Annotated in this window: 7 protein-coding genes; all 7 read left to right on the forward strand. The window is 66.3% G+C overall.

Features of this window, described 5'->3' with window-relative positions:
* Positions 1-37 precede the first annotated feature (37 nt).
* The 7 genes from MKW15_RS19015 to MKW15_RS19045 all read left to right on the forward strand — a co-directional run bounded on the left by MKW15_RS19015 (position 38) and on the right by MKW15_RS19045 (position 14,941).
* Complete coding sequence (locus MKW15_RS19015; protein ID WP_374247458.1) at positions 38-1,357, forward strand: sensor histidine kinase; 1,320 nt, start codon at positions 38-40, stop codon at positions 1,355-1,357.
* A complete protein-coding gene (locus MKW15_RS19020) occupies positions 1,354-2,439 on the forward strand; it encodes a hypothetical protein (protein WP_240860876.1) in 1,086 nt (361 codons plus the stop codon). The genes MKW15_RS19015 and MKW15_RS19020 overlap by 4 nt, the downstream gene beginning before the upstream one ends.
* Positions 2,440-3,034: 595 nt before the next feature.
* Positions 3,035-4,408: an ATP-binding cassette domain-containing protein gene (locus MKW15_RS19025; RefSeq protein ID WP_240860877.1), complete on the forward strand. Its 1,374-nt coding sequence runs from the start codon at positions 3,035-3,037 to the stop codon at positions 4,406-4,408.
* The gene (locus MKW15_RS19030; protein ID WP_240860878.1) at positions 4,405-5,232 is read left to right on the forward strand and encodes an ABC transporter permease; all 828 of its coding nucleotides are present in this window, start codon (positions 4,405-4,407) and stop codon (positions 5,230-5,232) included. The genes MKW15_RS19025 and MKW15_RS19030 overlap by 4 nt, the downstream gene beginning before the upstream one ends.
* Complete coding sequence (locus MKW15_RS19035; protein ID WP_240860879.1) at positions 5,229-6,062, forward strand: ABC transporter permease; 834 nt, start codon at positions 5,229-5,231, stop codon at positions 6,060-6,062. The genes MKW15_RS19030 and MKW15_RS19035 overlap by 4 nt, the downstream gene beginning before the upstream one ends.
* Positions 6,063-6,241: 179 nt before the next feature.
* Positions 6,242-6,667 (forward strand): aspartate 1-decarboxylase, encoded by a 426-nt coding sequence (gene panD / locus MKW15_RS19040; RefSeq protein WP_240860881.1) that lies wholly within the window; start codon positions 6,242-6,244, stop codon positions 6,665-6,667.
* Between the two features lie 240 nt (positions 6,668-6,907).
* A complete protein-coding gene (locus tag MKW15_RS19045; RefSeq protein WP_240860882.1) occupies positions 6,908-14,941 on the forward strand; it encodes a non-ribosomal peptide synthetase in 8,034 nt (2,677 codons plus the stop codon).
* Positions 14,942-15,110: the final 169 nt, after the last annotated feature.

Raw genomic sequence — 15,110 nt, forward strand, 5'->3', positions numbered from 1 at the left:
ATTGACCGCCTCCATCGTCGATGCGAGGGTGGGCGCAATGACCTCATCCACTGGGTCGTCGGCAGATCCGTCGCCGACAGATCTCATCGTGACCGACGCGCCGGTCCGGCGTTCGGCGGTCCGTCGCCGTATGTTCGAATCCGATTCGGCCGAACCTGATCTCGACCGTGTCCGACGAATCGGTGCACGATTTCTCGGGCTGGGGTTCATCGGATACCCGGTCGTCTCGGTGTCGGCGATCATCTCCTCGGCGTCGTTGACCGCGCCATGGTGGCCTCCGCTGAGTGTCCTGCTGTCGGTCGGGCCCGGAATCCTGTTGGTCGCGGCGAGCTTTCGTCCCGGAACGGGATGGTTGAGTCCCCTCGCGACGGCAACCTCGGCCGGCTATCTTCTCGGGGTCGCGTTGTGGTTTCCGGCCTGGGACGGGACGACGATCTCCACAGCGAGCGACTCAGCACAGTGGATGATCGCGTTCTGTGGTATGCCGAGCATGGTCCTGATGCTGGTGCATCCTCTGCTCGGTGTGGCCGCGATGATCGTGGCGTCGACGGCGGCCAGTGTCTCACAGCAACTGGGCAGGTTCGGTGAACTGAACAACGATCTGCCGTTCGAGATCCTGTGGACGGTGGCGTTCATCTCGGTGTTCCTGGCCATCGCGCTGGTCGCGACTCGCACCGGACGCATGCTCGACGAAACCCGTGAAGAGACCTACCGGAAAGCGGCGGGCGTGGCGGCCGCAGCATCCCGCCAGATGGAGAAAGTGCGATTCGATGCCATCGTCCATGACCGGGTCATCGCGTCGTTGCTCGCGGTGGGCCCCGGACGTCCCGATGCACACCTCGCCGGGCAGGCGGCGTCGGCACTGGAGGAACTGGCCCGGGTCCCGGATCCCGCGGCCGATCACCTCGACATGTCGCGTGACGAAGTGATCCGGCGTATCCGTTCGGCGGCTGGGGAGATCTCCGAACGGACCGACGTCGAGATCCTCGGTCGTGCCGATCTCGACCCGGATGAGATCGGGACGAGCGCCGCCCGCAGCGATGGGCCCGAGGCGGGATTCCCGGCGCAGGTCGTCGATGCGGTCGTGGAAGCGATGTCGGAAGCGCTGCGCAACGTGGTCCGCCATGCCGGGGCTGATGCGGAGTCCGCCGTCATCGTCCAGCTCACCGCGAATGCGCTGAGCATGGCGGTCGTCGACGACGGTGCGGGATTCGATCCGGACGCGGTCGCGCCGGGGCGAATCGGGATCGCGGTGAGTATTCGCGAGCGCATGGCGCAACTCCCCGGTGGGAGTGCTCGGATGACGAGCCGGGTCGGACGGGGCACCACCGTCCAGATCGCTTGGAAACGCGCATGAATGATCGCGACCTCGGACGGGGTCCGGTGGTCAGCGCCTTCGGGATAGGCTCGCGTCCGCTGTGGCTGACGATGGGTTTCTTCGCGGTCGCTTACCTCGCGGTCACGGTCCACACCAACGCGGGCCTGGCCGGTCCGCTGGAGTGGGCGGGGCTTCTGAGCGGGTATGCCCTCATCGTCGTGGCCGCCCTGGTGATCCTCACCGCCCCCGGGGACCCGTTTCCGCGGCGCTCGACCGCGGTGGTGGCCGTGCTCGGGGTCGCCGCCCTGGCGGTGACGCTGTTCTCGCTGCCGTCCCCGCCGGAGCTGGCCTTACAGACCGGACCGGTGACGGGGGCGTCTGTGGTCATCCTCGCCCTCCTGGCGGTTCGCGGGCGGCCTCTCGCGGCGTGGGTCGCGAGCGGATGCATCTCGGTGATCGCGGCGGTCTGGGCTCACGTGGCCACACTCGATGCGATGTGGGGTCTGTCGATCACCCTGCCCGGCTACGCGATCATGATCATGGGGTCGCTGTTCTCGGTGATGCTGCGACCGATGGCTCGCAACATCTACGCATTGCGTGAGGCCAACGAGCGACAGGCGGCGCTCGATGCCGCAGCCGCGGCCGCCACGGAGGTCCGCGCCCACCGGCTCGCAGCCCTAGACGAGCGGGCTCGGCCGATCCTCACCCGAATCGCCGAGCGGCACGAATTCAGCGAGGACGAGGTGGCGACAGCGCGACTTCTCGAGGCTCAGTTGCGCGACGGCATCCGGGCCTCGGGACTAGATCTACCCGACGTGCGCGTTGCTGCGTGGCGAGCCCGTCAGCGGGGCGTCGAGGTGGTCCTGCTCGACGACGGTGGACTCACCGAGTTCAACGGCGACGGGTGGGCAGTCCGCGAGCAACTCGTGGCACGCGTGATCCGGACTCTCGACGAGACCGATCACGGACGGGTGACGGTCCGCATCCAGCCTCCGGGACGGCCCACGATCGCTTCCATCAGCGTCGAGACCCCGGATCGGCACGATCGCTACGAGTACGACCGTTCCGAGTTCAAGGCCGGCGATGTTCTCGCTGCGAGCACGGCGCCGGGGACCGGCTGACGGCTGGCGACCCGGACCGACGGGGCCGGCAGCAGGACCGGTCGCAACGGGCCGATCGGAGTGCGCGGTCCCGGTTGTGTCTGGCTATGGAGCCCGGTGATCACACCGGCGAACAATCGTCAGCCGATCGGTCTCTTATCAGGTGCCCTGAAACAGATCGCACCGGGCCACCTATAGGCTGAGTGAGGTTACTCGCCCCGGATAGCTGAGCAGTCGACGACCGGGCGGGCAACACCCGACGCAAACCAACGACTAGGACCTCATGGCGGACTCCGATGATCGCTCCTCCTACGACGGCCTGCAGCCGTCGACGGGGAGGACGGAGCAGTGGCGTGAATCGCGTCCTTCAGCCGAGCCGGCTCAGGGCGCTATGAGCTGGATTCCCGACGAGGATCCGACACTCCGGCAGCTGCGAGCGTGGCGCGCGGAGCTCGATGCCCTCGGTGAGCCCAGGGCGCCCGCAGACCCCGTGGCATCCGCAGACCATGAAGTATCTGCCTACCCTCAGGTATCTGCAGACCTTGAAGTACCTGCCTACCCTCAGGTATCCGCAGACCCTGGGGCGTCGGCAGGCCCCGAGGTATCCGCAGGCAAGGTGAACGGCGTTCCGCTGGCGGATCGCGATTCACTGACTCCCAGCGACGACCGGCCCAAGGGATTCGGCGCCCGCAAGAACATGCCGGCGCGTCCGCAGCCTCGGCGCACGCGGCACCGAAAGCCCGACGACGGGCTCGAGCCACACCGACAGCACGACCGCGCTGGCCGGCGGCATCCCAGCGCCTGGGTCATCCCGGGCATTGGATGGACGCCGACCGGGGAGTCGACCATCGAAGAACCTCTCGACGATGGCGCGGGGCCACCGATTCCCTACGGTGGGCGTGTCGGTTGGGATGTGACCGGGCTGCAGGAACCCCCTGCGAAACGGCCGGAGATGATGGTCGGTATGTCAGCAGAGCCCATGGCGCAGTCGCAGGCGGGTGACGTCTCCTCATCGTCGCTCGAGCCGGTACCGGCGGTCGAGGTCGGCGAGAGCACCGAGATCGCCATCGAAGCAGTCGGCCTTCGGAAGAGTTTCAAAGACTTCGTCGCCGTGGATGGAGTCAGCTTTCGGGTCCCCAGGGGCAGCATCGTCGCGCTGCTCGGCCCGAACGGCGCAGGCAAGACGACGACGGTCAACATGCTGTGCACGTTGCTGAAGCCGGACGACGGCACCGCCGTGGTGGCCGGCCACGACGTGGTGAAGGATGCTGCCGGGGTCCGTCGATCTGTCATGCTGACCGGTCAGTTCGCGGCGCTCGACGAAGGGCTGACCGGACGTGAGAACCTGATCATGTTCGGTCGCCTGCTCGGCTTGCGGAAGAAGGCGGCGAAGGCCAGAGCAGATGTCCTGCTCGAGACCTTCGGACTCGAGGAAGCCGCCAACCGCAAGGTGGGCAAGTATTCAGGCGGTATGCGTCGGCGTATAGACGTGGCCTGCGGTCTGGTGACGGAGCCCGAGGTGGTGTTCCTGGACGAACCGACGACGGGCCTGGACCCGCGGAGTCGACAGGACGTGTGGACGCTCGTCGAACGGTTACGAGACTCCGGCACCACGGTGCTGCTCACCACCCAGTACCTGGAAGAGGCGGACAGACTGTCGGACAACGTGGTCGTGATCGACCACGGCCGAGTGATCGCCGAAGGGACCTCCGACGAGCTCAAGGCCCAAATCGGCAGCGCCTTCTGCGAGATCACACCTGTTCAACCGGCGTCGCTGCCGAGGCTACGCGCCGAGCTCGCCGACGTGGTGGGCCTGCAGGTGACCGAGGTCAACGACCGTATCTCGGTACCCGCGCCGAACGGCGTGGAGACGCTGGCGCAGGTCATCGCCGCTGCGAAAGCGGCTGAGATCCCGCTCGCGGACATCAGCCTGCGCCGCCCGTCGCTCGACGAGGTGTTCATGTCGCTGACGGGCGGGAACAGACGATGACGGCGGCGGTTTCGTCAGGGGGCCTCGCGCTGCCGCAGGCGATCGTCCGCATCAGCGCCCTGCAACAGTGGTGGGTTCTCACAAACCGCGGACTCACCAAGGTCGTACGAAACGGCGAGGTCCTGTTCGCGCTCGTGTCGCCCTTGATGCTGGCGGCATGCTTTTATCTCCCGCTGCGAAGTCTGGTGGCCGAACTCGGTTACAACTATGCCCAGTTCCTGATGCCGATCATCATGCTGCAATCGATGTCCTTCGTGGCGAGCGCGGCGGCGATGAGGTCTGCGATGGACGGGCTGGAGGGGGTCCATGCGCGATTTCGGGTGTTACCCATGGCTGAGCTCGTGCCGGTGCTGGCGCGCACCACGACAAACGTCGCCTTACTTCTGGTAGCCGTGATCTGTGGTCTGTCGGTGTGCTGGATGATCGGCTGGCGGCCGCTGTCCGCAGAGGATGGCGGAACGGGCTGGTCCGGCACCCTTGTGGCGGTCTCGGTGGTGGTCGCGTTCGGCCTGCTGCTCGCGCTGTGCGCCGACGGGATCGGGCTGGTCGCGAAAACGCCCGAGGCCACCAGCCAACTCATCGCCTTTCCCACGCTGATCCTGGGCATGCTCTCAACCGGCTTCATGCCGCTCGCTGCGTTCCCGGAGTGGATTCAGGGCTTCGTGAAGAACCAGCCGATTTCGCAGATCGTCTCGGTGATGAACAGGGCGCAGTCGGGGACGTTGACCTGGCAGACCTTCGCCCCGACCGTGTACTGGTGCCTGGGTTTGCTGGCCGTGGCGGTGTTGTTGTTCGGCACATATCAACGGAGGACTGCACGATGACCGCGGAGCTGTCCGCCGCCCTGCGCTTTCCCGAGCCTGATCGGCTGTCCGAGGGTGCACCGAAGGCGTGGCGAAACCAGACGCTGGTACTCACCGGGCGTCAGTTGCTGGTGGCCTCACGCGACGTTCCGACGCTGGTACAGGTTCTCGTGTTCCCCGCGCTCACGATGCTGATGTTCAAGGTGGTGCTCGGGGACATCGTCGGAGGTGCGACCGGACAGGACAGTGCCTTCGGTACGGTCCCGCTGGTCGTCCTGGTCAGCGCGATGTCGGGGTCGGTCGTGGCGGCCACCAGGCTGAACATGGAACGCAGAACCGGACTGTTGAGCAGGCTGTGGGTGCTTCCGGTGAACCGGTCGGCCGATTTCTCCTCCCGGATCTGCGGCGAACTCGCTCGCATCCTGGTCACGACGGTGTTGATCCTGGCGGCGGGGCACCTCATCGGTTTCCGTTTCACCCAGGGAATCGGACCGGCCATCGGCCTGGTGGCGATCGCGCTCGCCTACGGCGCGGCCTTCGCGATGGTGACCCTGGCGTGCGCGGTGAACGCGAGTCCAGGTGCCCCGTTGGTCCAGTACCTGGGACTCGGAACGACGTTGATGATGTTCTTCAATTCCGGATTCTCGCCGGTGGAAGCCTATCCGGGCTGGTTGCAGCCCATCGTCGCCAACCAGCCGATGACTCCGGCGATCGAGGCGATGCGGGCGCTGGCGGCCGGTGGGCCCGTGGCCGGCGATCTCACCAAAGTGCTGATCTGGACCGGTGTGCTCGTGGTGGCCGGCTTTTATCCTGCATTGCACGGTTACCGCAAGGCCGCCGCCGGTCGCTGACGAATCGAGTAGCATCGCAGCAAACCGCGCAGGTCGCGGGCACTCCTACAAACAAATGAACTTGTGTGGCATCCTCCCAGCGTGCCGGTTCGGTGCCCTCGAACAGAGTTGTAACGAACACTGGGATCGTGGACGATGAACGGTGAGGAGATCGCACCCCTTGACGGACAGGAACCCCCATGCTGCGTACCATGATGACCTCGAAGATTCATCGAGCGACTGTTACCCAGGCAGATCTGCACTACGTCGGGTCGGTCACCATTGACGAGGACCTTCTCGACGCCGCGGGAGTGCTGGAGGGCGAGCAGGTCACGATTGTCGACATCGACAACGGGGCGCGGCTGGTCACCTACGCCATCAAGGGTGCTCGTGGAACCGGTGTGATCGGCATCAACGGTGCGGCGGCACATCTGGTGCACCCGGGCGACCTGGTGATCATCATCGCCTACGGCATGCTGAACGAAGCCGAGATCCGCGAATACTCGCCGAACGTGGTGTTTGTCGATGGGCACAACCGTATCCTGACTGAGGGTCATGATCCCGCCGAGGTTCCTGCCTTCAGCGATCTGAAGGACCCGCGGGTTCCCGTGCTTGTCAATGGCTGACACCCGCAGCGAGTAGCCGGCACGGAAGGGGCCGGTGATGTGATGTGCTCGATCGAGATGCCTGCGAGTCCGCTGCCTGCACCCCTCGCACAACCGTGATCGGGGCGTGGCTCCGGACAACATCGGCGCACATCTAGCCACTGGGAGTGATCGGGTGCCTCTCGGCCGACCGCGGTGACAGACCGCGAGTCGGTGCCGACGATGGCGCGACTTCGGCGAGCCGAGGAGAGATTGGAAGCAATGGTTGGGGCGGAGCAGCCCGAGGAATCGACGAGTTTGCGTGAGCTACTGCCCTTGACACCCGCCCAACGGGGGATGTGGTTCGCGGAAACACTCTCTCACCACTACTCGGTGAACATCGCCCAGTACGTCGTGATCCGGCACGAGCCCGAAGGGTTCGACATCGACCTCTTCGTGAACTGCTGCGAAGAGGTCGGCAGAAGCGTCGAGTCGCCCTTCGTGCGATTGGTCGAGGTCGATGGCGTGCCGATGCAGTACGTCGATCTCGCGTATGACCAGCACATGGACGTCCTCGACTTCCGCGGAGAGCCCGATCCGGAAGCGGCCGCGATAGCCTGGATGCAGGCGGATTACCGACGGCCCGTCGACCTCCTCAACGATCAGTTCATCGTGATCTCGCTGTTGCGTGTCGCCGCCGACCGTACGCTCTGGTACAACCGCTGTCACCACATCATCCTCGACGGCTATGCAGCTCTGTCGGTCATGCGTCGCACTGTCGACCGCTACAACGCCCTGCGTCGGGGTGCGGAGCCGGTGGACAAGCCGCCGATGACAATGGCCGAGATCGTCGCGTACGAGGACGCCTACCAGACCAGTACCCGCCGGCTGAAGGACCGGGAACACTGGCTGACGCGGGTGCGCGACCTCCCCGAGCGGGTCACTCTCTCGCACAGTTCGGCCAATGCCCCGGTTGTCCTGGACAACATCGTCGTCAGCACTCAGCTCGACCCGGGGCTTCAGCAGCGGCTCGTCGCCACCGCGCGCGACTGCGATTCTTCGATGGCGGTTCTGCTCTCAGCGGCGTTCGGGGCCTTCCTTGCCCGGATGACAGGCGCCGACGACGTCGTGCTGAGTCTTCCGGTCACCGGCCGATCCACCGCGGCCGTCAAACGATCCGGCGGGATGGTCTCGAACATCCTGCCCATCCGGTTGCGTGACGTCTTCGACGTGACGGTGCGTGAGTTGATCGCCGCGACGCAGTTGGAGCTCACCGGCGCACTCCGACATCAGCGCTACCGCTCCGAGGACATCAAGCGGGACGCAGGGCTCGATGGCAGCAGCTATGGGTTCGGACCTCGGATCAACATGGTCTTCTTCGATGAGCCCATCGTCATCGACGGTGCCGACATCGAGTACCGAATCCTGACCTCGGGCATGCTGGAAGACCTGCTGGTCAACCTCTACCAATCGGGTCCCGGCGCGCCGTTGGTCGTGGACCTTCACGGTAACCCGAACCTGTACACGCAGGCGGAGATCGAGTCGCACCATCGGCGCTTCCTGGATTTTGTCGACGAGTTCATCAGCCGTCTCGACACGGCGATTCCCGACCTGAATCTGCTGGTGGCCGGAGAAGCCGACCAGCTGGCGGCGTTCGAAGACGGACCTGTGGTCGCAGGGACGACCGACCTGGGATTGCTGGACGCATACCTCGATCAGGTGGCGGCGCATCCCGACCGGATCGCGGTGGCAGACGACACCAGAGAGTGGACTTACGGGCAGTTCGACGCCCTGAGACGTTGTGTCGCGCGGGACCTGGCGGCCCGAGGGGTGTCGCCCGACGATCGTGTGGCCGTGCAACTCGACCGGAGCATCGAGCAAGTCGTCGCCATCTACGCGGTCGTCTCGCTCGGGGCTGCCTACGTGCCGCTGGATCCGGGTGCGCCGGCGGTCAGACGCCAGGCGGTCCTGTCGACCGCGCAGCCGCGCCTGGTCATCGACGCCGAGTATCTGGTGTCCATCGGTTTCACCGCGTCGGCGGGTGACCCCGAGACACCCGCGGCACCGCCCATCAGCCGTGGACACAGCGCTTATGTGATCTTTACGTCGGGTTCAACCGGTGTACCCAAGGGCGTCGACGTTCCGGTCTCGGCCGTCGCGAATCGTCTGGCCTGGATGCAGGTCAACTATCCGATCGGCGACGCGGACGCGGTTCTGTACAAGACCCCGTTCACCTTCGACGTCTCGGTCTGGGAGTTGTTCTGGCCGCTCCAGGTCGGCTCGCGCATGGTGATCGCCCAGGCGGATGGCCACCGTGATCCCGACTATCTGCGCAGGCTGATCGCTCACCGCGGCGTGACTACGATGCATTTCGTCCCGTCGATGCTAGAGGTGTACGTAGACGCCACACCGCGGGGAACGCCGCTGCTACCACCAAGCGTGAGACGCGTATTCGCTTCCGGCGAAGGGCTTCCCGCCCGGTTGGCCGAGCGCGTGGTCAGGGCCTCCGATGCCCAGTTGGTCAATCTCTACGGACCGACCGAGGCGGCGGTCGATGTGACCGAGTACTCGGTGCGCGGCGGCGAAACGGTGGTTCCGATCGGTCGGCCGGTGCCGAACACCCAGACGTACATCCTTGACGATCGCCTGCGTCGGGTCCCGATTGGCGTCGCGGGCGAACTCTATCTTGGTGGCGCGCAACTTGCCGACGGGTACGTCGGGCGGGAGGCGTTGACCGCCGAGAGGTTCGTTGCCGACCCGTTCGGAAGCGGCGTTCGGATGTACCGTACCGGGGATCTGGTGCGGTGGAACGCCGACGGCGACATCGAGTACATTGGGCGCACCGACTTCCAGGTCAAGATCCGCGGGCAGCGGGTCGAACTGGGCGAGATCGAATCGGTGCTGTTGTCCGAGGGCAGCGTGGACACCGTCGCGGTACTGGTGCGGAGCGACACCGGCTCTCCCGCGATCGTCGGCTATGTACGGTCCTCCGCCACCGGTGCCGACGCGGCAGAACTCACCGACCGCCTGCTCCATTGGTGCGCGCGGAATCTTCCGCGTTACATGATTCCGGCCGCGCTGGTGGTGCTGGACGTTTTTCCCACCAACTCGTCGGGAAAGCTCGATCGCGCAGCTCTTCCCGCTCCCGAGTACTCCTCGGTCGCGGATGTCGAGTACGTGCCACCGGTAACAGACGCGCAGAAGCAATTGGTGCAGGTGGTCGCCGACCTGCTGGACGACGGCCCTATCGGACTGCGGCACAATATCTTTGCGCTAGGCGCTGACTCGCTGACCGCAGCCCGGCTCGCGTCTCGGCTGCGCAGGGAGAGTGGGCGCGACGTGCAACTCGCGGATGTCTTCGAGAGCGCCGACATCGCGGAACTCGCAGCGCGGGTAGCAAATTCGCCAGCGGCTCACGAACGAATCCCGTTGCGTCCGATGACGCGGCCGTCACCGATGCCGGTCGCCTACGCTCAGACCAGACTGTGGTTCATCAACCGCCTCGATCCTGCCTCGGCCGCGTACAACATGCCCGCCGCCGTGCGACTCGGAGACGACGTCGACCTTCCGGCGTTGCGATCGGCGGTGCTCGATCTTCTCGGCCGGCACGAGGTCCTTCGGACAAGGTTCCCTGCGGTCGAAGGTGAACCGATCCAGGAAGTCTCGGCGCTACCGCAGGTTGCGGACCAGTTCGCGTTGCCGGTGCACGAGGTGGCAGCGGATGAACTCGCGTCAGCGGTCGCCTCCAAGGCGTCAGCCGGGTTCGACCTGATCACGCAGATCCCTTTCCGGGCAACGCTCTTGCGTTCCGTTGGCTCCCACGTGCTCGTGGTGGTCCTGCACCACATCGCAGGCGACGGCGCTTCGCTGCGGCCGCTGGTCACCGACCTCCTGACCGCCTACACCGCGCGACACAACGGGTTCGAACCCGACTGGTCCCCCTTGCCGGTCCAATTCGCCGACTACACGCTGTGGCAGCGAGAGGTTCTCGGTGCAGCCGACGATCCGGAGTCGCAACTGAGCTCCGAACTCGACTACTGGCGTAGGGAATTGTCCGGGCTGGCCGAGACCTTGGAGTTGCCCGCCGATCGGGCGCGGCCCAGGACACCGTCGGGTCGTGGTGCATATGTGGACACCGAGCTGTCGGAGAACCTCGCAGGCGAGATCCACCGTCTGGCGGCCCGGCTGGGGGTCACGCCGTTCACCGTCCTGCACACGGCATTGGCAACGGTGCTCGGGCGCCTGGCCGACGTCGACGATGTCGCCATCGGAACTGCGATCGCCTGTCGGGATGAACCGGCCACCGCCGACATGATCGGCATGTTCGTCAACACCGTGGTCCTACGAACTGCGGTGACGCCGGCGGCGACGGCCATCGACGCGATCATCGCCGCGCACCGGACCCGGACCCGCGCGATGCAACACGCGCATGTGCCGTTCGAGCATGTGGTCGAAGCCGTTGCACCGCAACGTTCCCGTAGCCACAGTCCGCTGTTCCAGGTGAGTTTCACCATGCAGCGGGACACCGCCTCGGCAGCGAGCATCGAGGGGCACGGCGGCGCGTTGCTCGACGCCCGGCCGGGCATCGCAAAGTTTGATCTCGAAGTCGCGGTGACCGATCGGACTCACACCTCCGGCGGTATGACGATCGAACTCTGCTATGCCACTGACCTTTTCGATCCCTCCCGGATCGAGACCCTGAGCGACCAATTGGGCACCGTGCTCGAGGCGCTGGTCTCAAGGCCGGATGCGCCGCTCGGCCGCATCGACCTGCTCGATGAGGCAACCGTCCGGGCACTGTCGGAACCGATCGTCGCGCAGGAGACCCCCGGAACGTTGCGCGCACTGATTGAGACCGGCGCCGCGAAGGCGGCTCCGCTGAGCCCGGCGATCGTCGGGAATGGCACGCTCACATATCGTCTGTTCGCCTCGCGCACCAATCAGCTGGCCCGCGAACTCATCTCACGCGGTATCGGCGCCGGCGACGTCGTCGCAGTGAGTATCCCGCGGTCGCATCAGTCGGTGGTGGCCATGGCGGCGGTGGCCAAGGCCGGAGCCGCGTTCGTGATGGTCGATCCACGACACCCGGCCGACCGCCGAAGCGGGCTGATCACCGACGCGCGTGCGGCGCTGGGGCTCACCTCCACGGAGGTGCCGGATCGGCCGGCCGGGGTGGACTGGATCGTCCTCGACTCCGAGACCGATGAACTGCAGCTGGCCGGGCACAGCGGCCGCACGGTGACCGATGCCGAGTTGGTGCGGCCGGTCCGTCCGGACAACGCCGCCTACATCCTGTTCACGTCCGGCTCGACCGGAAAACCGAAGGGTGCGGTGGTCAGCAATCGGGCCGCCGCCAACCTTGCGGTGAACACGGCACGCAATCTCGAACTGACCGAGACCTCGTGCATGCTGCACGTGGGTGCACCGAGTTTCGATGCGGCGATATGCGAGCTGGTGCCGGCCTGGCTGGCGGGCTCGAAGATCGCCGTCGCCGACTTCGACACCTTCGCCGGGGCTGCACTGGAAGCCTTTGTCTCCGAACATCAGGTGAGCCATGCGGTGCTCACCCCCGCTGCGGCGGCAACCCTGGAACCGGTCAACGTGCCGACTCTGAAATGGCTTCTGTGCGGCGGCGAGCGACTCTCGCCAGAGGTTGTCCACCGGTGGGCCAGGTTGGGTGACCGAAAGATCAACAACGGTTACGGCCCGACAGAGGCCGCGGTCTGGGTCACCTGGGACGGGCCGTTCCGCGTCGGTGACGACGTGACCATCGGCGCCGTCGACAAGGGAATCGGGGTGGTCCTCCTCGACGGTGGGCTGCGGCCGGTCCCGACCGGCGTCACCGGGGAGCTGTATCTGCTCGGTGAGCAGGTGGGCCTGGGCTACCTGGACCGCCCGGACCTGACGGCTGCGAACTTCGTCGCGAGCCCGTTTGCCCCGGGAACCCGGATGTATCGCACCGGCGACCGCGCCACCCAGCGACCCGACGGTCGGTTCGACTACCACGGTCGTCAGGACTTCCAGCTCAAGATCCGTGGCCAGCGGATCGAGCCGGGCGAGCTCGAAGCGGCACTGATGGATCACCCTGCGGTCACCCATGCGATCGCCCTGGGCATTCCGGGACCCGCAGGAGACACGGTTCTGGCAGCGTACGTGACGCTCGTCCCGGGTAGTGAGGTGACGTCCGGTGAACTCACCGATTATGTCGCTGACCGGCTGCCGGCCTTCCTGGTTCCGCGCGCCGTACAGATAGTGGAGGAATTCGAGTGGACCCCGGTCGGCAAGATCGACCGTAAGAAGCTGCCGCTCATCGACTTTGCCTCGGGTGCTGACTACGAGGCGCCCCGGACCCAGCTCGAATCGGTGATCGCCGACATCTTCGGGCAGGTGATCGGCCTGGAACGGGTCAGCGTCAACGACGACTTCTTCGCGCTCGGTGGCAACTCCCTCTCCGCGACCAAGGTCGCTTCGCGACTGAGCGTCGCACTCGACGCCGATGTCCCGGTGGCCGCGCTGTTTGACGCCCCGACCGTGGCCGCACTGGCCGAACGTTCGGTCGAACTCATCGGCGGCCGGCCAGCGGTTCCGCTCGGACCACACGTCCGCGCCGAGGCTGTCCCGGTCTCCGGTGTCCAGCGCGGCATGTGGCTGCTCAACCGGGCCGACCCGGACTCTCCGGTCTACAACATCGCGCTGGCGCTGCGCCTAAGAGGCGCCCTCGACGTGTCGGCCCTGCGGGCCTCGGTCGCCGACGTCCTCGCACGCCACGAGTCGTTGCGGACGAGCTATCCGATGATCAACGGTGAGCCAACACAATTCATCGGCACCGTCGACTCGGTCGTCCGGCAGGTCACGCTCGAAGAGGTGACGGTCCACGGCGCGCTGGAACCGGCGATCGCCGCAGTCACCGGTCGCGGCTTCGATGTCACCATCGCCCCGCCGGTCCGGTTGGCCCTGCTGCATGTCGCGGCCGACGAGCACGTCGTCGTGTTGGTCATCCACCACATCAGTGCCGACGGTGTGTCGATGGTGCCGCTGGCGCGTGATCTCATGCTCGCCTATGGTGCACGGACCGCGGGCCACGAGCCGACCTGGGTGCCACTGCGAGTTCAGTACGCGGACTTCGCACTGTGGCAGGCCGAACGTCTGGCCGCGGCAGACGCCGCCGGCATCACCGAACGGGACAGCCAGCTGGCCTACTGGCGCCGGCGCCTGGCCGGGGCACCGGAGTCGCTGAACCTCCCGGCTGACCGCCCACGGCCGCCCACGCCGAGTTTCGACGGTGCCACGGTGCCCTTCGAGATTCCGGCCGAACTGGTCGCGGGTCTGGAGTCGGTTGCCGCTCGGTTCAACGCGACGCTGTTCATGGTGACTCAGGCCGCCTATGCCCTGATGCTGGCCCGGCTGTCCGGGAGTACCGACGTCGTCGTCGGCACACCGTACGTCGGCCGCAGCGATGCTGCCCTCGATGACGTGATCGGCATGTTCGTCAACACCCTCGCGTTGCGGACCACCGTCGATCCCGGGGAGGAATTCGCGGCTCTGCTGGCGCGAGTGCGAGCCGACGATCTGGCCGATCTGGCCAACACCGACGTCTCCTTCGACGAGGTGACCACCGCGCTGGACATCGCCCGCACGTCGGCGATCAGCCCGGTCTTCCAGGCGATGTTCTGGTTCCAGAACATCGAGTTCCCGTCGGTGTCCCTCGGCGAGCTCACCGTCTCGCCGGTGCACGAGGAGCTGACCGCGGCCAAGGTCGATCTGCAGCTCACGCTGTTCCCCGACGATCCCGCCGATCTCGGTCAGGGCCAGGCGCCCGGACCGATGCGCGGGGAGTTGCTGTACGCCACGGACCTCTTCGACGAATCCACCGTCGAGAAGTACGCGCAGCGATACCTGCGGATCCTGGAGCAGATCGCAGACGATCCGTCGATCGTGGTCGGCGACATCTCGATCGCGACCGGCGACGAGTTGTCGTCCGGTCCGGAAGCCACCGAGGAGCCGGCGGCTCCGCTTCCGGAACTGGTCGCCCAAGCCGCGGATCGGGCGCCGGAGGCCCCGGCCCTGTCCGGAGTAGGCTCGGAGGTCACCTTCGCCGCGCTGGCCGCGATGACGACGGCGATGGCGGCAGCGCTGCCGGATGCCGACTCGGCGCTGGTGACCGCGCTGATGAGTCTTGTCCCGTCTCTGGCCACCGATGGTCCGGGTGGGCTCGGCGTGGCGCTGGAGACGATCCGGAGCAACGCGACCGAGGCAATTTCTACTTCTACCCACCGCAACATCACCGATTTGACGGAGCAGGATACTGGTGTCTGATCTCACTGTGCTGGCGGCAAGCTTCTCTCGGACGTGGGGGGCGTCACCGGCCACAGCGGATCTGATCGCGTTCGCCGCCGTCGCCGGACCAGACGTCACCGCCTTCGATGGGGTGGCCGGGCCGGTCACCTTCACCACACTGAACACACAGGTGGCAGCGACCGCAGGT

The organism is Gordonia gummivorans (assembly GCF_022513585.1).
Lineage (GTDB): Bacteria > Actinomycetota > Actinomycetes > Mycobacteriales > Mycobacteriaceae > Gordonia.

Bases quoted from the DNA above. Each gene is read 5' to 3' on its own strand.
- MKW15_RS19015 (WP_374247458.1), top strand. From the start codon at position 38: ATGACCTCATCCACTGGGTCGTCGGCAGATCCGTCGCCGACAGATCTC.
- MKW15_RS19020 (WP_240860876.1), top strand. From the start codon at position 1,354: ATGAATGATCGCGACCTCGGACGGGGTCCGGTGGTCAGCGCCTTCGGG.
- MKW15_RS19030 (WP_240860878.1), top strand. From the start codon at position 4,405: ATGACGGCGGCGGTTTCGTCAGGGGGCCTCGCGCTGCCGCAGGCGATC.
- MKW15_RS19035 (WP_240860879.1), top strand. From the start codon at position 5,229: ATGACCGCGGAGCTGTCCGCCGCCCTGCGCTTTCCCGAGCCTGATCGG.
- panD (WP_240860881.1), top strand. From the start codon at position 6,242: ATGCTGCGTACCATGATGACCTCGAAGATTCATCGAGCGACTGTTACC.
- MKW15_RS19045 (WP_240860882.1), top strand. From the start codon at position 6,908: ATGGTTGGGGCGGAGCAGCCCGAGGAATCGACGAGTTTGCGTGAGCTA.